At 41.4% G+C, this 20,778-nt stretch carries 20 protein-coding genes; 2 read left to right on the top strand and 18 right to left on the bottom strand.

The window, feature by feature from the left end; translation table 11 throughout:
* Positions 1-22 precede the first annotated feature (22 nt).
* The 11 genes from D2V05_RS05480 to D2V05_RS19640 all read right to left on the bottom strand — a co-directional run bounded on the left by D2V05_RS05480 (position 23) and on the right by D2V05_RS19640 (position 9,479).
* Positions 23-2,428, bottom strand: a complete 2,406-nt coding sequence (locus D2V05_RS05480; RefSeq protein ID WP_119646498.1) for a TonB-dependent receptor — start codon at positions 2,426-2,428, stop codon at positions 23-25.
* A 36-nt stretch (positions 2,429-2,464) separates the two neighbouring features.
* A complete protein-coding gene (locus tag D2V05_RS05475; RefSeq protein ID WP_119646497.1) occupies positions 2,465-3,589 on the bottom strand; it encodes a DUF4249 domain-containing protein in 1,125 nt (374 codons plus the stop codon).
* Positions 3,590-3,974: 385 nt separating this feature from the next.
* Entirely contained in the window at positions 3,975-5,171 is a 1,197-nt protein-coding gene (locus D2V05_RS05470) for an IS256 family transposase (RefSeq protein WP_119646496.1), read from the bottom strand.
* 143 nt (positions 5,172-5,314) lie between these two features.
* Positions 5,315-5,677, bottom strand: a complete 363-nt coding sequence (locus tag D2V05_RS05465; protein WP_119646495.1) for a helix-turn-helix domain-containing protein — start codon at positions 5,675-5,677, stop codon at positions 5,315-5,317.
* Between the two features lie 4 nt (positions 5,678-5,681).
* Complete coding sequence (locus D2V05_RS05460) at positions 5,682-5,918, bottom strand: type II toxin-antitoxin system HigB family toxin (RefSeq protein ID WP_235855398.1); 237 nt, start codon at positions 5,916-5,918, stop codon at positions 5,682-5,684.
* Between the two features lie 143 nt (positions 5,919-6,061).
* Positions 6,062-6,973: an RES domain-containing protein gene (locus D2V05_RS05455; RefSeq protein ID WP_119646493.1), complete on the bottom strand. Its 912-nt coding sequence runs from the start codon at positions 6,971-6,973 to the stop codon at positions 6,062-6,064.
* Between the two features lie 142 nt (positions 6,974-7,115).
* The gene (locus D2V05_RS05450) at positions 7,116-7,571 is read right to left on the bottom strand and encodes a DUF6730 family protein (RefSeq protein ID WP_119646492.1); all 456 of its coding nucleotides are present in this window, start codon (positions 7,569-7,571) and stop codon (positions 7,116-7,118) included.
* Between the two features lie 4 nt (positions 7,572-7,575).
* On the bottom strand, positions 7,576-8,442 hold the full coding sequence (locus tag D2V05_RS05445; protein ID WP_235855397.1) for a relaxase/mobilization nuclease domain-containing protein: 867 nt from the start codon (positions 8,440-8,442) through the stop codon (positions 7,576-7,578).
* Between the two features lie 5 nt (positions 8,443-8,447).
* On the bottom strand, positions 8,448-8,744 hold the full coding sequence (gene mbpA, locus D2V05_RS05440; RefSeq protein ID WP_116218978.1) for a mobilization protein MbpA: 297 nt from the start codon (positions 8,742-8,744) through the stop codon (positions 8,448-8,450).
* Between the two features lie 130 nt (positions 8,745-8,874).
* Positions 8,875-9,162, bottom strand: a complete 288-nt coding sequence (locus tag D2V05_RS05435) for a helix-turn-helix domain-containing protein (RefSeq protein ID WP_119646671.1) — start codon at positions 9,160-9,162, stop codon at positions 8,875-8,877.
* Between the two features lie 146 nt (positions 9,163-9,308).
* Complete coding sequence (locus tag D2V05_RS19640; protein WP_183114787.1) at positions 9,309-9,479, bottom strand: hypothetical protein; 171 nt, start codon at positions 9,477-9,479, stop codon at positions 9,309-9,311.
* Positions 9,480-10,351: 872 nt separating this feature from the next.
* On the opposite strand from D2V05_RS19640, the gene D2V05_RS05425 reads away from it, so the two are divergent.
* On the top strand, positions 10,352-12,772 hold the full coding sequence (locus D2V05_RS05425; protein WP_119646489.1) for an FtsX-like permease family protein: 2,421 nt from the start codon (positions 10,352-10,354) through the stop codon (positions 12,770-12,772).
* Between the two features lie 2 nt (positions 12,773-12,774).
* Here the strand turns inward: D2V05_RS05425 and D2V05_RS05420 are convergent, their stop codons facing one another.
* Positions 12,775-13,905 (bottom strand): tyrosine-type recombinase/integrase, encoded by a 1,131-nt coding sequence (locus D2V05_RS05420; protein WP_119646488.1) that lies wholly within the window; start codon positions 13,903-13,905, stop codon positions 12,775-12,777.
* Positions 13,906-14,091: 186 nt separating this feature from the next.
* Positions 14,092-15,462 carry a tRNA uridine-5-carboxymethylaminomethyl(34) synthesis GTPase MnmE gene (gene mnmE / locus D2V05_RS05415; RefSeq protein WP_119646487.1) on the bottom strand — a complete coding sequence of 457 codons (1,371 nt, stop codon included), beginning with the start codon at positions 15,460-15,462 and terminating at the stop codon, positions 14,092-14,094.
* 87 nt (positions 15,463-15,549) lie between these two features.
* On the opposite strand from mnmE, the gene D2V05_RS05410 reads away from it, so the two are divergent.
* Entirely contained in the window at positions 15,550-15,909 is a 360-nt protein-coding gene (locus D2V05_RS05410; protein ID WP_119646486.1) for a DUF4870 domain-containing protein, read from the top strand.
* A 53-nt stretch (positions 15,910-15,962) separates the two neighbouring features.
* Here D2V05_RS05410 and dnaN read toward each other — a convergent pair whose 3' ends face one another.
* The 5 genes from dnaN to D2V05_RS05385 all read right to left on the bottom strand — a co-directional run bounded on the left by dnaN (position 15,963) and on the right by D2V05_RS05385 (position 20,732).
* Positions 15,963-17,081 (bottom strand): DNA polymerase III subunit beta, encoded by a 1,119-nt coding sequence (dnaN, locus tag D2V05_RS05405; RefSeq protein WP_119638311.1) that lies wholly within the window; start codon positions 17,079-17,081, stop codon positions 15,963-15,965.
* A gap of 122 nt (positions 17,082-17,203) precedes the next feature.
* Positions 17,204-18,868 carry a gliding motility-associated ABC transporter substrate-binding protein GldG gene (gldG, locus tag D2V05_RS05400; protein ID WP_119646485.1) on the bottom strand — a complete coding sequence of 555 codons (1,665 nt, stop codon included), beginning with the start codon at positions 18,866-18,868 and terminating at the stop codon, positions 17,204-17,206.
* Complete coding sequence (gene gldF, locus D2V05_RS05395) at positions 18,868-19,599, bottom strand: gliding motility-associated ABC transporter permease subunit GldF (protein ID WP_119646484.1); 732 nt, start codon at positions 19,597-19,599, stop codon at positions 18,868-18,870. Before gldF ends, gldG begins: the two co-directional genes overlap by 1 nt.
* Positions 19,599-19,901, bottom strand: coding sequence for a putative quinol monooxygenase (locus D2V05_RS05390; protein ID WP_119646483.1), 303 nt, complete (start codon positions 19,899-19,901; stop codon positions 19,599-19,601). The genes gldF and D2V05_RS05390 overlap by 1 nt, the downstream gene beginning before the upstream one ends.
* Positions 19,902-20,732 carry an SAM hydrolase/SAM-dependent halogenase family protein gene (locus D2V05_RS05385; RefSeq protein ID WP_119646482.1) on the bottom strand — a complete coding sequence of 277 codons (831 nt, stop codon included), beginning with the start codon at positions 20,730-20,732 and terminating at the stop codon, positions 19,902-19,904.
* Between the last annotated feature and the right edge of the window lie 46 nt (positions 20,733-20,778).

Genomic DNA, 20,778 nt, shown 5'->3' with positions numbered 1-20,778 from the left:
AAACACAACTAAGCTTTCTAAATTATTGAAAAACAAAATTATAGGTAAGTGAAACCAGAGGGCTGTTGATAATGGAAAGCTCGTAGGCTCCCAAAGGACTATTTAGGAACACCTCGGAATTTTCGGTGCCGTTACGTTGTGTGTAATAAATGCTGTACGGGTTTTTTCTTGCGTACAGGTTATAGACGGTAAAGGTCCAGTCGCCCGACCATCGCTTGGTCCTACTTTTTACCCCTCTGATGTTCCATGAGAAATCCAACCTATGGTATATGGGCAAACGGGCATTGTTTCTTTCCAAGAACAAAGGCGTTTCTATTCCCTCTATGGTTACAATACCATTGGCCGCTGTATAGGGTCTTCCGGTCTGCGCGGTGAAATTAAAGCTCCACGTATTGAATTTGTCAGACTCAAAATTTACGGTCCCGTTAAAAACGTGTGTTCTATCGAAATCGGAAGGGTACCATTTATTGTTATTGATTCTGTCCGCAATCCTATCAACTTGGGATCGTAAAAGACTTCTGGACCACGTGTAATTCATCCAACCATTGACCTTCCCTGTTGATTTTTTGAAACTGAGTTCCGCTCCATAGGCCTTGCCTTCCCCTTGAACAACATCTTGATTGATGTTATCACTTAGAAAGAAGTCGGCCCCCGGTCTATAGGTCAATACATTTTGTGCCTTCCGATAATAACCCTCCAAGGAAATTTCCAGTTCATTGTTCATTAGATTCTTGTAAAGCCCCAGACCGTAACTGTCACTTCTCTGCGGTTGCACATAGGGATCTGCTGTCTTCCAGCGAGAGGTAGGTACCGGGGTGGTACTATTGTATATGTTTTGTAGGTATTGGTTCAGCCTTGCATAGCTCGTCTTCAAGGAAGTGGTTTCCCCCAATTTCAAGTTTAGGCCCAGTCTCGGCTCCACGCCATTGTAGGTCTTGACCCCAGCGCCCTTTTCGAATTCTGTAAAACCCAATGGTTCCCCCGTAACCTCATCAAAAAAATTCTGGGTGTAGGGACCGACCAGCACAAAATGACTGAAACGGAGACCTCCAGAGAGGGAAAGCTGTTCCAAGGGAGACCAATCGATATTGGCATAGCCATCGAATTCATAGCTTGTCTCTTTTTCCAAGGAGACGGACAATACGTCCGAAGTACCGGGGTCCAAAGCCCCTGGACTGATCGTATACCGATTGGCCTGCACCCCGATATAATAATTTAAGTCAACACGGACATTTTTAGAATATTCGGATATAAAACTGAGATAGTTAATTTTCGATTTGTAAACAATCTCATTGTCGATGTCCCGTTCCGGGAAAATTATTTTCGGGGTATAGTCACTGGCGAGTACCACCGTCCGGAGATTGGCATTGTTGGAAAAACTATGGGACCAGTTCAGGGTTCCGTTAAGCGTACTGAAATCATATTGATTGTTTTCTGCGTTGACGTTTTGGATCTGGGTAACAAGATCAAGTTGGTAAAAATCCTTCGACACAAATCCGGTAAGTGAAATTTGGTCTTTTTCCGATGCTAAATACAAAAGCTTTAGAGTACTATCATAAAATCTGGCCTTTGTGTCCTTAAGACGTTCCGAAAAGAGCGGCAATAAAAAATCGGTGAATCCTGCACGTGCCCCTGCGAACAACATCAGTTTGTCCTTTACCAAAGGAGTCTCTACATTCAGCCTACTGGAAACCAGACCGATTCCCCCTGTCAGTTTCAATTTGTCCACATAGGGATTCTTCACTTTTAAATCGAGCACGGAGGTGGCCCTTCCACCATAACGGGACGGAATGTTGGCACGATATAGCTCCGTGGAGGATATGGCATCTGGGGTAAAGACCGAAAAAAGGCCAAATAGATGGGTTGGATTAAAGATGGGAGCATAGTCATAAAGGATTAGGTTCTGGTCTAAGGAGCCTCCCCTAACAGAAAGCCCATTACTGATTTCCCCTGCATTGTTAACGCCCGGCAAAAGGACCATTGAGCGCAGTACATCGGACTCTCCCACGGCTGAGGGAATCATCTTCAGGTCCTTTGGTGTTAAACTTACCACTCCCATTTGCGGTAAATTGAGGATTTCATCCATTTTCTTTGCCCTTACAATGACCTCGGAAAGTTCTTCATGTTTTTCAATAAGCATGATGTCCAAGGAAATATTCCGGTTCAGTTCCACTTGCCGAACCTCAGAGCCGAAACCAATGTAGGAAACGGTAACTTGGTAGTTGGCTTCGGGAAGGGTGATGGAGAACCTTCCCTGTTCATCTGAGACACCTCCGCATCTGCACGGTTCGATGGCTATTTCTGCATTCTCCACACCGATACCCGTTTTCGCATTCAAGATTTTGAATGACATCTGGTATTCTTGAGCATGCACTTCCTTTACGAAAGAAAAGATGATCAAGGCGTTTAGGAGATAATATGGCCTCATTTGTTAACTCTATTTTCCATCACCACAAGGCGCAAACTAATTGCCAATCCAGCCTTCTGGACGAATTGCAGTCCTGGTCCGCGATTCATTACAGGGGGCTGTCGTAATATTTGGCCTATATGGTGGGTCTGTTTCCGATATCGGGTCCAGGGTACTTTCAATCATATCTTCCAATATTTGGCCCCGCTCTATAAAAATGGAAGCTTGTGAAGCGGCAGCGGCAGTGAACCTGCCCAGTATGATTTCGTCGGCATTGCCCGGATTGAAGATGTTTCCAACTACCGCAGAGGGTGGCGGAGCGTCAAAATTTCCGTTGTTGTCAACAATATCCTTAAGTCTTTTGTAGTATTCATAGGCATCGTAGGAAACAGAAACCTGTTCCAATTGGACCAAAATATCTTCCTTGTTGTACAATAGTACATTGCCTACGGGCAGCTTACGGATATAGGTGCCATCACTAAATTTGTCATCAAAAATTTCAATGTTTTCATTGAACCGTATCCGCCAACAGTTCTGCTCGCAATAGTAGACAAAATAATATCCCGATAATCCTGTGTTATCCGGCTTACATTCGCCATCCCTAAAATTACCCCCGTAGCAAACCTCACAATATGTTTGCCTTTCGAACGAACGGAAACGCCAGAAATAGTAATTTTTCTTGCTTGGGGGATCGTCGAAATCTACCAAAATGGAATGGCCCGGAACAAATTTCCCTGAGTCTTCCCTAAAAATAAGTTCTTTGTTATACTCGGCCCGAATTTCAGAAACCTCCACCGGCTCAATAACAGTTTCTGGTCGGGATTTGTAATTTCTCCCATCGGCCAGGACCACATCAAGTTCCCAAGATTCCCCAGGCTTTACGGTAAAATCGTCTGAAGGCACATACACATCCTCTCTTTCTTCCAAGAGAAACGTTTGGCCCGTATCAACATTGGTAAAGGATACCGTGGCCCCTTCCTGAAAGAGGTTGCGATAAATACCAAAATCTGAACTGGTCTGATTTATAGTTACATACGAAGTGCCTGATATGGAAGAAGCCAATCCTTCTATGATTATTTGATCCCCTATAAAAATATATTCAGGAGCTACCGGATCCACACATCCGAAGTAGAGGATAGAAAGTAAGCAGGGAAACAAAACGCCAAATAGCTTTTTAAACATACAGAGCGTGATAAAAGGGGATTTTAAATTTTGAAAATTAGGATTGTTTTGATTTACCAATTGTTGATTCCGTTTATTTCAATATGATATTTTTTAATCTTGAACATAAAGACTCCAGCTTTCATTTTTTGGAGAATTTCTCCAGATATCTTGCCTCCATACGATGTTGTAAGATAAAAAGTAATAAAATGATATGGGAAATACCATGAATGAGTTATCAACAAAATATTGATAATCAGTTAAATGTAGGTGATAAATAGTTGGTTTATTTCCCGATGCAATATCTTACAGTGCCCATGAATAGGGGAGTGGAGAGGTTAGGGGTGGAAAAAAGGACACTATCCCAATAAGTGTGTAATTTAAAAATAACGGGGGTTTGACTTTATTAGAGTCTGACCCTTTTTTCATAGATCGTTAGGAACTGGTTTAAAATGATGCCCCAGTTCCTAATGGGCATGGACCACTTTTTGGTGGCCTCCCTTGTGGCCAAATATACGGATTTCATCACCGCATCGTCAGTTGGGAAGGACAGTTTGTTCTTGGTGTACTTGCGTATCTTCCCGTTCAGGTTCTCGATAAGGTTGGTGGTATAGATGATCTTTCGTATCTCCACTGGGAACTCGTAGAACACGGTAAGGTCCTCCCAGTTGTCCCTCCAGCTCCTTATCGCATAGGAATACTTGCCCTCCCATTTTTTGGCGAAGTCCTCCAGGGCGGCCTTTGCGGCCTTCTCGTTGGGTGCATTGTAGATGCCCTTCATGTCCGCGGTGAAGGCCTTCTTGTCCTTCCATACCACATAGCGGCAGGCATTGCGTATCTGGTGCACCACGCATATCTGGGTCCTGGACTCGGGGAAGACGTTTTTGATGGTGTCCGTGAACCCGTTCAGGTTGTCGGTGGCGGTGATCAGGATGTCCTCGGTGCCGCGGGCCTTCATGTCGGTGAGCACCGACATCCAGAAGGCCGCCGACTCGTTCTTGCCCAGCCATAGGCCCAGCACTTCCTTCTTTCCGTCCCTGCGCAGGCCCACGGCCACGTACACGGTCTTGTTGATCACCTTGGAGGATTCCCTGACCTTGAAGACGATGCCGTCCATCCATACGATCAGATAGACCGGTTCCAGAGGGCGGTTCTGCCATGCAACAATGTCGTCCGCCACTTTTTCGGTGATCCTTGATATGGTCGAAGTTGATACCTCAAAGCCGTAGGCCTCCCGTATCTGCTCCTCTATGTCACTGACCGACATGCCCTTGGCGTACAGGGATACGATGATGTTCTCGATACCGTCCACCATGTTGCCCCGTTTGGGGACGACCATGGGGTTGAAACTGGCATCCCTGTCCCTGGGGACGGATATCTCGGACTCCCCGAAGGAGGTCCTCACTTTCTTTTTGGAGTGTCCGTTGCGATTATTGGCATTGGACGAGCGCTGGTGCCTCTCGTAATCCAGATGGCCGTCCAGTTCCCCTTCCAGCATCTTCTCGATGCCGCGTTTCTGGAGCTCCTTCAAAAAACCGTTGAGCTCGTCTCCCGATTTGAACTGCTTCAGGAAATCGTCGTTGAACAATTCTTCTTTCTTCATAATGTGCAAATATTTAAAATTAGACAAAAAATTAGCGGGGGCATGCCCCCGCTAATTTTCTATTTACACACTTTATGAGATAGTCCTGAAAAAAGGTGTACCCTTTTTGTTGCCTTTATTGTTCTTTTGTTTGTTAACAACTTCTATTGAAGAATAATGTCACTGTCAATGTTCAACTTTTGGTGTAAAGCCTTGGCAACGTTCAAAGTAATTTCACGCTTTCCATTTAGGTAATCACTGATTCGCGACGCACTGGTGTTTAAAAGTGCAGCCAGGTCTTTTCTTTTCAGGCCCATTTCAAACATACGAAGCTCAATCATTTCTTGTAGGGTGGGTAATCCGATAGGGAAATGAATCTCCTCGTATTGTTCTATAATATCAGTAACCTCCATAAATTCCTTGGCCAATGGGTCATCGGTTGGAGTGTTGTCATCAACTACATCTATCAACTCTTCTAAGCGAAGGTTTGCTTTGACGTATTCTTCGTGTGTTATTAATTTTCCCATACCACTATAATTTATCAATGTTCTTTATTTTGTTGTAATCCTTATGATTCCCGACCCATCGAATTAATACTTTCTTGAATTTAAACCGTACAATGGCCACTATCCGATAGTGGTTACCTTTAACATTAAAAACAAATCTCCCATTTCCAACGCTATCAGCCGAATTGAAAGTATTCTTCAAGTCCGAAAAACTTTCCCATTCTGCTTTATTTGCTTTTTTATACCAATCTTGCAAAGCCACTTTGGCATTGGTTTCTTTTGAAAAATATTCCCTTAGCTTTTTAAATGAAATAACGTGCAATTGATAGATAATGTTTATTTAGAATGTAAAGATACATTAAAATTACACTAAATGTAATTAAATTTCAATATTTGTAATAGTTTTTAATTTCTATCTCCCGTAAATCTTTGAAAGCTGTCTAAAACATCACGGTCATAAACATTCTTTCTTCTCCAGCTCATTTTGCCATTTTCCAATTCTCCAACTAATCCAATTGAAAAAGCCGCGGTACCCTCAATCATTTTCATAATTTTAAATTGAAATACTTTATGCAGAACCATATGATTGTCTACAAAGTTTGGGTGAAAAGCCATATTAGCATAGGTCTCTTCTGTTGAAAAACTAGGATACAGAATAAAGTCATTGTAAATATCTTCAAACATTAGCTTCTTTGAAATAAAAGATGAAAGAGAATATCTAGGGTCTTTTAATCTATATGCGTTACCAATGAAGTTTGTGAGAGCCATATAGTGGTCATTAAGTTTTGGATAGTTTTTATTCCATAGTTTAAGTTGGTCGTTATGGACATTCTGAGTGAATTCCCACCATGGGTTGTGGCGTTTCAAGGAAACAGGAAGCAAGCATGCAAGCTTAATCGGTCTATTTACCTTAATTTTCCAAACACTTAAGAAACCGACATCTTCAATTTTTGGTTTCATTTCGTGTATAGCAGAATTTGCACTATCAGAACAATAAAAAACAGAAGTTCCGGCAACATTTGATCGTCCATTTTTTCTACATAGGCTTGGAGAAGGATAGGAATAAGTGTTTACTAGATTTGTATCAGTGGATTTAAAATCAATATTCATTCTTACTCTATAGAAATAAAAGTTTTCAAATGCTTCAGGATGTAACTTTTCTTTTGCACTAGGGAGTATTAGGGCATTATCATAGTAAAAATTGTTAATCTCTTTAAATGATTTATCTGAAAAATCTGAGCCTAGCAATGAGTCGAGATTTTTTTTGTATCTGTATAGTGGAGGAAATGAGTTTTCTTCACTTGGCAATAAAAACATATCCTAAATAACTTATCGTATTGAATTTAACTTAAATATTATCTAACCCCAAATCTTACCCCAAACTTTGCGCGTGGATCCTGTGGAATTTCTTCCGTGTTCGGGAAGATAAGCGAGAAGAAGAAATTCTATAGGGCGCAAACTACTTTTTGCCCTTGGCGTTGCGCCATTCTTCATAAAGGACACCTGCCTCTGCGTTTTCCTCCATAAATCGCTCATAGTGCCGAACAGCATTGCTTTCACCTTCAGAAAAGGCAGCTTCCTCTTTTTCGGATATTCGCGAAACCTGAAATAGGGCATACACTAAAATCAATAATATGATTACCGATAATGCCCAAAACAGTTTTACTGACCACTTAGGCAAGGCCATTGACCTTTTAGTATGATAGATTACGTTTGCCAACAGCTTATTTTGTTCTTCCATCACCTTTTTTTGGGAATCGTTGTATCCTTTGAGGATATGGTCGATTCCCGAAGAGTCTGGTTGAATTTTAAGAGTTTTTATTTCTTGTTGCAATTTTTCCAATCGGTTAACGGAGGTTTCAAAACTTCTTATTTCCTCGGTCAACAGTTCTGCTATTTCGTCCAGTTTTGCCATAATTCTATATTTCTATTCCAACTCCTTTACCTATGGTTCTTTTAATGGTTTGTTTGATAACCTTTGCCGCTATTTTGGTTGCAAGGTTTGGGGTGACAGACACTGTTTTCCCCAATAGATGCATTGCCTTTTCTGTTCTAGCCTTTTCAATGGCATTTTGGTTGAATCCGATTCGTTCCGCTATTTTATTCATTGACATGGAACGGTGTACCTCACTACCTTTTAGGTTTTGCCCGGCGAATTCGAACCGAAAACCCTGCAATTGGTTCTGTTTGTTGATAGAAGGGATGACCTTTACGGGATGACCTTCCATAGCCTTTATGTACTGGTCAAAGTCCCTTGGCCTGACCTCGCTAATCACTTTTTCATGGATTCTTTTGAGAATGATCCTTGCATCCCTGGCCTGTTCCATTTTCTGTTGTTGAACATCACGTACTGTAGTCAATCCCATTTCTTTTGCAACTCTTTCGGCAGCCAATTGACTTCGTTTTCCAATGAAATTATCCTTGTAGGCCTGACCTTGAAAATTGATACGGTTTGTATAGAGATGGATATGTACATGTTGCCTGTTTCTGTGGACAAAGGCAATAGCTTGGTTCTCCTGTAATTTCATCTGTTTTAAAAAGCGTTCAGTTATTTCCCTCAATTCTTTGTTTTCCATTTTCTTGCCATCCTTAATAGTAGGGCTTAGCACAAAGCTGAGTGTATTCTTTTTACACAGTTCGTTTTGCTGTTGGATTATTTTGAACTCCTCAGTGATTTCTTTGGGAGTTTCCCCGGCCAAATATTGGCTGTGAATAATTTCAGGCTTCTTTTCTTCTCGAAGCCCATAGGTCATTGATGCCGATGTGTGCGATATGGATTTCCCCATGCCAATCATCTTTTGAATTTTAAAAGGTGTTCCCTGATCTCTTTTGCTAATTGGGTGACTTCTTCAGAAAGTCGAGGGTTCCGCTTTCTGAACATATTTCCGATCCGTTTGAAATTGTTTTGATAATTGACCAACAGCTTATAGGCTTCAATTTGATCTTCGGTAAGACGTTCAATGATTCTGTCATCAAAGGCGGCTCGGCGACAATATTCGCTAATTGACAAACCCGATTTTTTGGCCTTAACCTTCAACAGTTTTTTCTCATAGACAGAGCACCTGAATTGTACGAATTCTCTTTTCATACATCTTTTTCCCTTTTGCGACCTTCGGGAGCAAAAGCAAGATTTGTCATGACAATGACACATCTTGAATTCTCACTCAAACGGGTAAAACTTTTCCATACCTGAATCAATTTTTTCTCCCTCCCCATTACTATTTTGTGTTATTGTTTAGACTGTACTTAAGAGCTTCGGATTCTATTTCTTCTTTTGATTTTCTCCCATTCTGCAACAACCAGACATTAAGCTTTTTCTTCTCAAAGAATATCATTTTACCGTTGGGTTTGGAGTGTGGAATCTTTCTTGTAGAAGTCAGTTTATAAAGAAAACTTCTGGAGATTCCCATGTATTCACAGGCTTCTTCAAAGGTCAGTACTTCTTTATTTGCAATTAGTAATCGCTCGATTCTGTCGAGTCGTTGTTCTAGTTCGATATTATCCATTATCATAAAAATTATAGTTTGACAATAGACAAAGGCCTTTGTTCTTTTTATTAGAATTCTGATGCTAAGCTAGTATGGGAAGGGAAAAGAAAAGTACGCCTTATCAGCAATGCATACATATTCGGAAGAAAGGCAAGCAAAGAATGTTATAAACTTTCAAAAATGGCCTTTAGGTCTTCGCTTCGGTTGGAAACGGGGGTTCTGGATTTAGCATCTTTGATGGTAGAATACTTATAGGGTTTGCCATCTTTTCTCCGTATAGTATCCGATCTTTTGAAAAAGTCAATAAGGCTCAATGAGTTTGTAGGGAACTTCAATTTAAAAAGTTCATAGAATTCCCGACAGCTTGGGGCATCCAGTTTAAAAAATATTTTAGAATTGTGAGTATGCCAATCTTTTAAAAAGACTTCAATAAAATCATCCAGATTTGTTTGTTCCGAATGAATCATATCGTATTGGACAAAACCATTGTATAACTTTTGTAATTGATTTTTGGTAATGGAAATATTGAAATTATCCTGCTTCTTTAGCTTTTCCTTGATTTTTGGAATAAATACATTTTTAAATCTTTTAGACCATGTTATTTGGGATAGTAGAATCCCACCAAAGAAAATGAAGACATTAGCGTAAAAAAAGAAGGATTTCGGATTGTCAGAATATTTCAATAGTGATGTATAACTACCGTGCATCAATAATAGGCCTATCCCGTAGAATACCAATCGTGGCCGTTCTACGTATTTGTCCCATCCTACGGGTTCATTAAACATATAACGAGCAAAGAAGACGATATAGGGAATAAGCAGACGTATATAAACGTAAGCAAAACATAACCATAAAACTATTTGATAAGAATTGACTTGCATTTCCCCAAGTTAACATTTTAGCGGATTTCAGATGTTTAAGATGGTCGTGTTTTATTCTCTGTAGCAAAGAATATTCTACTTTAGTTGGAACTGTATCCCAATTTCAATGTAAATACTTTTGACAAATACCGTCAATTTTTTTTACACAAGAAGATAACTTAAGTTGAATGGAAATATTGTATATGATTGATTATTAACCCACTATGATTGTGGCATAAAAATAGGTATAGTAAATTAGTATGTCTTAACTACAAATGCGAATTGCCTAATCGTTTGTAAAGTTTGCCATTTATCTATCAATAATAAAGACCAAAAAACGGACAATCATGTTTAAAAACTATCTGAAAATCGCCTGGCGGAACCTTTCCAAAAACAAGGGATATACCTTTATTAATGTGGGTGGATTGGCCCTGGGATTGGTTGTTACAATGCTCATAGGACTGTGGATTCATGATGAACTTACCTTTAATACCAATTTCAAAAACTATGGGAGCATTGCACAGGTGCTTGTGAACAAAACTGACAATGGTGAGACCCGTACCCGGTACAACCATCCCTATCCTTTGGCCGATGAACTGCGGAGCGTCTATTCCGACGATTTCAAATATGTTGTCATGAGTTCCTTCCCAGGGGACAATGTACTATCCGTCAAAGAAAAAAGCCTGAATGGATATGGCGCTTTTATGGAAAAAGATGTCCTTCGTATGTTCTCGTTCCACATGTTGAAGGGTAATCAAAATGCGCTCGATGACCCCAGTTCCATTGTAATTTCAGAATCTATGGCCAAAGCGTTTTTCGGCTCCGAAGAACCCATGGGTAAAACCATGAAGCTTAACAATGACAGATATGTTACCGTTGAAGGCGTTTTTGAAGATTTGCCCCAGAATTCAAACGTCTTTGAAGCCCTCTCGGCCTTTTCGGAATCCAAAGAACTCCAATTTATTGCCCCATGGGACCTCTACGTATCCATGAACGATTGGGTAAAAGCGGCACGTGACCAAAAACTATGGGACAATAATTCTTACCAATTATATGTACAAATAGCCAATGGGCCTGCAATGTTTGGCGTGAGTGATAAGATCAAGAATACGCTTAGCGACCACGTTCCAGATCCAACCAAACGGAGCAATCCCCAAATCTTTCTCCATCCCATGAAGGATTGGCATTTGAGGTCCAATTTTAAGAATGGCGTATCTATCGGTGGGGCAATCCAGTATGTGCGCATGTTCGGTATCATTGGATTTTTTGTACTGTTGTTAGCATGTATCAATTTTATGAATTTGGCCACGGCCCGCGCCCTAAAACGTGCCAAGGAAGTAGGCATTCGAAAAACGGTTGGATCGAACAAAAACCAATTGATAGGGCAGTTTATGCTCGAATCATTGCTGGTTACCCTTTGTGCCTTTGTATTGGCCTGTATACTTGTTGGTATTCTTCTGCCATTGTTCAACAATTTGGCGGACAAACAGATTATTTTTCCCCTTGTCAACCCAATCTTTTGGTCCATTGGCTTGGGGTTGGTATTGGTCACCAGCCTTTTGGCCGGAAGTTATCCGGCACTGTACCTCTCTTCCTTCCGTCCGGTAAAAGTGTTGAAAGGAACCATCCGCACCGGTAAAACGGCAATGTCCTTCCGTAAAGCTTTGGTCGTGGTCCAATTTACGGTTTCCATCATTTTGGTGGTCGGTACGGTGGTGGTCAATCGGCAAATCCAGCATTCCAAAGACCGGCCTATAGGTTATGATAAAAACGGACTTATCATGGTTGAAAAATACACTGAGGATTATGAGGGTAAGTACAATGCCTTTCGTGAAGCCTTGAAAAAGAGTGGGGCAGTAGTCGAAATGGCGGAATCTTCAAGTCCGTTGACCGAGGTATGGAACAGTAACTCAGGCTATGATTGGGAAGGCAAGGATCCCGATTTTATGACCAATATGGTAACCTTTTACGTATCGCATGATTATGGAAAGACCGTGGGTTGGGATATGGCCCAAGGACGGGATTTTTCAAGGGATTTTGCCTCAGACTCCACTGCCTATATCCTGAACGAAGCTGCCGTAAGATATATGGGGCTGCAAGACCCGATCGGGAAAACAATCCGATGGTACGATGGGGAACATAAAGTCATAGGGGTGGTTAAAAATCTATTGACCGAATCACCATTTGAGCCTATAAAACAGGCTATTTATGCAATAAATTACAATCAAACAAATTGGATTAACCTAAAACTGGCACCTGAGAAAAGCCTTGCAGAATCGCTCGCCCAAATTGAAACGGTCTTTCAGAAGTTCGCCCCCGGTGTTCCATTCGAATACCAATTTGTTGATGCTGCCTTCGGAAACAAATTCAAAGCAGAGGAGCGTATGCGAAAATTATCTGGAATCTTCTCTTTACTCGCCATTTTTATAAGCTGTCTAGGACTCTTTGGTCTAGCTACCTTTATGGCGGAACAGCGCACCAAGGAAATCGGTGTCCGAAAAGTATTGGGGGCATCTATACTGAGCCTTTTCAAAATGCTTTCCAAGGATTTTGCATTATTGATAATTGTTTCGGGCCTAATTGCGATTCCTGTATCCTATTATTTTATGCAGCAATGGTTGGAAAATTACACCTACCGTATAGGGGTTCCATGGTGGGTTTTTGTGGCCACCATTTTGGGTGTATTGTTGGTTGCCCTTTTTACTGTAAGCTATCAAGCAATCCGGGCGGCAACTATTAACCCTGTAAAAAGTTTGCGAACGGAATAAATTTACCTAAAATTTAATTCAGGAATCATATTAGCTGCTTCTTTCATTTTCTCATCAATGATTTTGGTATAGATTTCGGTAGTGCGAATTTCACGATGACCTAATCTTTTTGAAACAGTGTAAATATCCGCTCCGTTCTCAAGCAAGAGAACTGCGTTGGTGTGTCTGGCACTGTGAAAAGTAATATGTTTAGTAATTCCCGCACGCATGCACCATCGCAATATTTCAGTATTATAAATGGCTCCATATTTCAATCCTTTAAATGCTCGCTCATTATTATGCGTCCTTTTGCCCAAAAATTCCCTGGCCTGCTCGGAAATATATAAGTATTCTAGACTATCCGTTTTCTTTTGTCTAAAGATGATTCTTGCACCATTATCCTCATCACGGACTTCTGCCCAAATCAGTTTATTGATATCGCTCCACCGTAACCCTGTTAGGCAACTAAAAATAAAGGCATTCTTTAGAACTGGATACTTACACTTGGTGTTGGACAGTGCCTGTAATTCGGAATAGGTAAGGTATTCGCGTTTCGATTCGGCTTGTTCAAAGCCTTTGACAGATTTAAGTACATTTTCATCAAGATAATTCTCCGTATAAGCTTCCCGTAAAGCGGCCTTAAATTTATTGAAATAGGTGTACTTAGAATTTTGGGACAGGGGAGTATTGCTCTTGGTTTTGGCTTTGGTATCTAAATACCGTTTAAAACCTTTTACGAAATCCGTATCTATATCCTTTAGCTGTTTGTGTGGCGGACAGTATTTTTCGATATGTTTTTGGGCGGCATCCCAATTGCCATAATTTGCTTTCGTTTCAAAGCGGTCTTCTTTTAGTTTATCAAAATAGTCCAAAAAGGCAATTTCACCCTTTTTACCATCCCTAATTTTATATTTACCTTGAACATATTCTGCTTTTCGTATAGCAAGAATATTGTCTGCCAGCTCATAAATTTCTTTGTTCTTTCTCTTCTCCTCGGATGTGCTAGGTTTTTCTAAAGGATATAATTTCAAATATTCGAATCTTCTTCGATGCTTTTTTGTCCCATTCCTGTCAATGATATAGCCGTCATAATATTCAATATACAGACTCAATTTATCATTCCTTAACCGTTTACTTTTCAAATTGATTTTCATAGTATTTCAATTTTACGAGGTGTAATTTTTTACACCTTTTTACCTTTTTTACACTTCGAGGTGTAAAAAAGGTGTAATAAAAGTAGCAAGGTGAACAAATAAAAGATAAAATTAGATAGAGAAGTTATTAACAAAACATTGATAATCAACTATATATAAATAAATGAAAATATTGGAAAAATCAAATTACTTCCCGATGCAGAAATTGGAGAAAATGTTGCCCAAGAGATCATCAGTGGTGACGCTGCCCGTTATTTCTCCCAAGTGGTACAATGCCTGTCGGATATCGATGGCCATAAGATCACTGGACAGATCCATATCCAGTCCTTCCTTCACTTTTTGGATTTCTTCCAAAGCCTTTAGCAGGGCATCATAGTGCCTGCTGTTGGAGATGATGGTGGTATCGCCACTTAACGCTCCCGAATCTACCAATGATAGCAATTGACTTTCCAGTTCTTTGATACCGGTTTTGTGCTTGGCAGAAAGGAACAAAACGTTGGGTATGGCCAGTTTGATGCTTTCCATTTGAGCGTCGCTCAAAAGGTCCATTTTATTGCAGATGGGCAGAATTTGCTTGTTGGGGTACTTTCTTTGTAGTTCTTTCAATACCGAAGATTCAAAATGTTCTCCTTCAAATAGATAAATGATCAGCCTGGCCTGCTCTATCTTGCCAAAGGTTCTTTCAATACCAATTTTTTCGACTACATCTTCGGTCTCGCGGATACCTGCCGTATCAATAAACCTAAAATTGATGCCATTGATGCTGATATGGTCCTCGACAGTGTCGCGAGTGGTCCCCGCAATATCACTTACGATGGCCCGCTCTTCGTTCAACAGCACATTGAGCAGGGTGGATTTCCCCACATTGGGTTGCCCCACAATGGCTACGGGAATACCATGCTTGATCACGTTGCCTAGGGAAAAGGAGTCAATCAACTTTTTCAGGACTTCGCTGATTTTGCCCAGAAGTTCATTGAATTGTGTTCGGTCAGCAAATTCTACATCCTCTTGGGAAAAATCGAGTTCCAGTTCAATAAGGGATGCAAAATTGAGCAGTTCTTCGCGCAATTTTTGGATTTCATTGCTAAACCCTCCCCGCATCTGTTGCATGGCGATGTCGTGCGCCGCTTCACTGTCACTTGCAATCAGGTCGGCCACGGCTTCTGCTTGGCTCAAATCCATTTTGCCGTTGAGAAAAGCCCGAAGGGTGAATTCTCCGGCCGAAGCAGCACGGCAGCCCTTTCTCAACAAAAGTTGAATAATCTGTTGCTGAATATACGGAGAGCCATGGCATGAGATTTCCATCACATTTTCACCAGTATAGGAATGCGGCCCTTTGAAGAGCGACACCAAAACCTCGTCCAAAACCTTTGTGTCATCCACAATATGTCCCAAATGGACGGTATGACTTTTTTGTCCGGTCAAATTTTTGTTCTTGACTGATTGAAATATGCTGTCCACCAAGGAGATGGCATCAGGTCCGGATACCCGGATGACAGCTATGGCTCCTGTTCCTGAAGGGGTGGCTAGGGCAACAATGTTATCTGTATACGACATGTTGGCAAAAATACAAATTAGCTGGCCCGATGTAACATTTTTGCAAAAAGGTATACTAATAGGTTAAATCATCAAAATCAATCAAAAATGGAAGTCATCAATGAAAAAGTAGCTAGAACGGACAACACTTTGCTGGCCATTACCCACCTTACCCAATTGTTGTCCTACGCCATCGGTTTTGGGGGGTTCATCACTCCCTTGATTATCTGGTTGTCCACAAGAAACAGTGTGGAAGGTATGGATGAGCATGGAAAGGCCATCATCAATTTACAATTAAGCCTTTTCCTTTATATTATCATCAGTATTCCGGCCATATTGTTGTTGGGCCTTGGAATCTTGGGATTGATCACAACAGGAATCTTAGGGTTTATTTTACCCATTGTAAATGCGGTAAGAGCCTCCAATGGAGAATCACCCTCATATTTCCTTACGATTAAATTTCTATAAAAAAGAAAAGCTGGAATAAAATTCCAGCTTTTACATATATGGCTGGTATTGTTCTAATTGTTGAGCATTACAGGCATTACAAGCATGGTAACGTGTTCTCCTTCGTCCAATCCATCGATTGGGGTGAGGATACCTGCCCTGTTGGGCAAACTCATTTCCAGGGAAACATCATCGGAAGAGAGGTTATTGAGCATTTCCACCAAAAACCTAGAGTTGAAGCCAATTTGCATATCATCCCCTTGGTAGGAGCAGGAAAGTCTTTCTTCGGCCTTGTTGCTGTAATCCACATCCTCTGCGGAGATATTCAATTCAGCACCGGCAATTTTCAGACGAATCTGGTGCGTGGTCTTGTTGGAGAAAATGGAAACCCTACGCACCGAACTCAAGAACTGGTTTCTTGAAATGGTCAGTTTGTTCGGGTTTTCCTTTGGGATAACTGCTTCGTAGTTCGGATATTTCCCATCGATTAATCGACAGATCAGTTCGGTATGGTCAAAAATGAACTTGGCGTTGCTATCGTTGTACTCGATGGTCACCTCGGATTCGGAACCTGCCAAAATACCCTTCAATAAGTTCAATGGTTTTTTCGGCATGATGAATTCCGCCACCTGGGAGGCGCTTACATCCTGTCTTTGATATTTCACCAATTTATGGGCGTCCGTAGCAACGAAGGTCAAATTTTCCGGTGAGAACTGGAAGAACACACCGCTCATCACTGGGCGAAGGTCATCATTACCGGCGGCAAAGATTGTCTTGTTGATGGCCGTAGCTAAAATATCGCCCAAAAGGGTAGTGGAGCTTGGATTGGAAACTTCCACTGCCTTGGGAAACTCGGCACCATCGGCATAGGCCAAGGCGTATTTACCATGGTTGGAGCTAATCTCTACTGTATTGTTGTCCTCAACCACAAAGGTCAATGGTTGTTCCGGGAAGGTTTTTAAGGTATCCAACAACAAACGGGCCGGTACGGCAATGGCACCCTCTGAATCGGAATCCACTTCCAAAACAGAGCTCATGGTGGTCTCGAGATCGGATGCGGATACCGTTAGTTGGTTCTTTTTGAGATCGAACAAAAAATTGTCCAAGATTGGCAAGGTGTTACTGTTGTTGATAACTCCTCCCAAAACCTGTAGTTGTTTCAATAAATATGTACTGGATACGATAAACTTCATCAAAGAAATTCTTTAGCATTTTGGCCTGTTCAAGGTATATTCAACCGTAAACGGGACTGTTAAAATCGATAAAAGCAAATATATCTTAAATGGTATTAGCAAAGAAACAAAATTATCAACACTTAGGCACTAAATTTCCGTTTGCGGTAAAAACCGAAAAAAAGGCCGAAGACCAAGGTCAAAAGTACTGGAAGCCCAATGTTTATCATTTGCCACTTTGTTTTTTGTTCAGCAATCTTCTTTACATCGAGTAGCGGAATGGCCACTTTTTTGTTCCGTATGTTGATAAGCCCGGTATTGTCCAAGAGGTAATTGGTGCTGTTCACCAAGAATTCCTTATTGCCGTAAAAGTTGCTGGTCCATTTGTCATAACCAAGTTCCAACGGACGGTTGTTCCTGAGTTGATTTTTTATGATATCCCCATCGGAGATCACGATCATTTTATTGGCCGGGCCTTCTTCCAAAGCATTGGTCAGTTTTAGGGGTTTTACTCTATTCTTGTACATGGAGGTGAAATTCCCCTCGATCAAAACAGCTAGAGAAAGGTTCCCATTGTTATAGGTAGCCTGATCAGGCTGGGTCATAATCATATCCAAACTGATCTGCCTTGGTACCCCGTCCGTTTTGGACAATGGGGAACTCTGCAACAAAATGGTCTTTTGGTAATCGTTTTCCAAAACATCCATAGGGCTGGTAAATTGGAGTCGCACCGCTTCAATATTGGTATTGATGGGGTGGTTGTTCCGTGAAAACACCATTGGGTAATAATACCAGGGCAGGGGATTGTATTGGGAATCGTTTCCTTCGCCCGTGGCCAAAACGATTTGTGTAAAATATAGGTCGTTTACCAAAACGGGATTGATTCTTACCCCATATTTAAAGAACAGGTCTTTCAGGTTGAGTTCTCGGGGCAAGGCAAAGGAACTTCCGCCGCCAGCATAAATGCTGTCCATTTCCATGGCCACCTGATCGATCATCCAAATGGATTTACCGCCCTGTACCATGTATTGATCCATCACATATTTTTCCCCATCCGTGAACGCTTCGGTCGGTTTGGCGATGATGGCCATATCAAAGTTCTTGAGCTGGTCCAACACCTTTTGGGGATTGTTGGCCACGGAATCTAAAGTAATGGCACCTATGTTGTAATATTCCCTCACCGTGGTCAAATAATCCGCAATGTAGATGTCGCCTAATTCTCCATTGCCCTTAATAACGGCAATACTTTTTTTATGGGTAGTGCTTAATTTGGTAAAAGCATCCGCAAAGGAATATTCCAGTTGTTGTACGGAGTTGTTAATTCGCTCTTCGGCCGTGGATCCCTGCTTGTTCTTGAGCAGCGGAACCTTGACCGTCTTATCTTTATAATTGACCATGGCCCAAGGAAAAACCAGTTCGTTGGAAACTTTTCCGTTTTCTTCAATGGTGACATTTGCAGGTTTTAATCCCAGACTTTGGAGCTCGGCAATGGTCTGTTCTGCTTGGGTTTCATCAGCCAAAGGGTCCACCAAACTGTAAGTGATGTTTTTGTTCTTGGCCACAAAGGATTCCATCAATTGAACGGTCTCTGCCTTCAATTTGGAAAATTCCGCAGGAATGTTCCCATCCAACAAAATATCGATGATGACAGGGGAATCAAATTTTTGGGCTACTTCCACAGCAGGTTGTGAAAGGGTATAACGTTGGTCTTCGGTCAGGTCAAAACGTGTGTACACGAAACTTGCCAAGATATTCAGTACGATCAGCGCAACCACGGCTTTCAATATGGCAATCCAAAACTTTCCCATTAGCGTGGCAATTGTTTTAAACGTTGAAACGTGAGATACAGGAACACTAAGGTCAGCGATACAAAATAAACAAGGTCCCTCGTATCGATAACCCCGCGGGCTATACTATCAAAATGGGCCTTGGCACCGAATCCTTTTAAAACCTCTTGGGTTTCCCCATTGGAAAAAAGTGAGGCGGTGGCATCAAATCCGTTAAAAATCAAAAAGCATATTAAGATCCCCACCAAAAATGCTATAATTTGATTATCGGAAAGGGTAGAGGCAAACACCCCGATGGCCGTGTAGGAACTGATTAAAAAGAGCAGTCCGAAGTAGGACCCAAGTACAATCCCCAAATCATAATTACCTTCGGTCATGCCCAATTTGGAAATGGCAAAAACATAGACGATTGTGGGCACTACAGCAATCACACATAAAAGAACGGCTCCCCAGAACTTGCCCAAAACCAGTTTCCATACCGAAACAGGTTTGATCAACAATAACTCCAAGGTTCCCATTTTCCGCTCTTCCGAAAAGCTCTTCATGGTGATGGCAGGCACTAAAAAGATAAAGATCCATGGTGCGAGCAAAAAGAAATTGCCCAAGTCGGCAAATCCATAATCAAAAATGTTGTACTGTCCTTTAAAGACCCACAAAAAAAGTCCATTGAGCAATAAAAAGGATCCCACGATCAAATAACCAATGGGCGATGTAAAAAAGGACCGTACCTCTCTCTTAAAAATTGCGAACATTAAGATGGGTTTGTAGATTGGACTTTATTCACGCTCCAGGCTTCTGGTTTATCGGAGAACAGCAGTTTGGTCTTTCCCCAAACCGTTTTGAAAAAATCGGAGTTCCTATATTTCTCCAGATCCGCGGGCGTATCCCAAAAACTATAGGTGAAAAATATGCAGGGATTGTTGATATCCTGATAGAGTTCCACCATGTTACAACCTTCAAATGCCAAGATTCCGTTTTTAGTTTCCGCAAAGATTTGCTCAAAACTAGGAATATTTTCGGGTTTAAAGGTCAGTTTTACGATACGGGTCAACATTTAAAGGAAATTTATGGTTACAGTATCCCGATAATTCAACCCGAGCAGGGAAGATGCCCCACCCACGGAATTCAGGTCACTCTTATAAATGGCAAGTTCTATATAACCTGCAGAGTTGAAAAGTGCCAAGGCATCCCCAGGCCCCATGCGTTGCGAACGATCCAGACTGTAATTGATGATCCCGTTGTAACTATGGTGAACCTTACTGATTTTAGTGGTCCGGGCTATAATCTCATAATCGCGTCCGTTGCGATAGGCCTCAAAAAGTCCTTTTTGAATGTTGGTGACCACATTGCCATAGTTATCGATATAGATCACGTTGCCAGAAATGGACTTGCCATTGTTGATAATTCGCGGTTCAAATTCACGGAGTTCCTTCAGTTCATCAAAACTTCTTCCGATGATTTCAAGTTTTCCACCACGGGCAATGTGGCAGGCCACCTGCACGAAAATGTTCAATACAGGGAAAGAGCCAGGTTCTGTATTGGGCAAGTTGATCTCTACCACTTTTTCGGGTTTCACTTCGGAAGTGATCAACGAAATCACACCACTGTTCGCACTTACAAAATAATGACCATCCACCTGCACCACAATATGCTGATTTTCAGGTGACCATTCCGAATCGACCCCCACCACATGAACCGTTCCCACTGGAAACGATCGGTAGGCGTTTTTCAGGATGTAGGCACACTCTTGAATGTTGAAGGGATTGATGGCATGTGAAATATCAACAATGGTAACATCGGGGAGGTTGCCCAGAATCGCCCCTTTAACAGCACCCACAAAGTGATCTTTGTAGCCAAAATCTGTTGTTAAGGTTATGATTGCCATGCAATACTGTTGATATGTTTTTGCCCGCTCAAATTGATTTTTGGTT

The sequence above is a fragment of the Flagellimonas pelagia genome, assembly GCF_003584135.1.
In the GTDB taxonomy this organism is placed as follows: Bacteria; Bacteroidota; Bacteroidia; order Flavobacteriales; family Flavobacteriaceae; genus Flagellimonas; species Flagellimonas pelagia.
The sequence above is the reverse complement of the archived record's forward strand: the minus strand, read 5'-3'. Positions and strand labels throughout refer to the sequence as shown.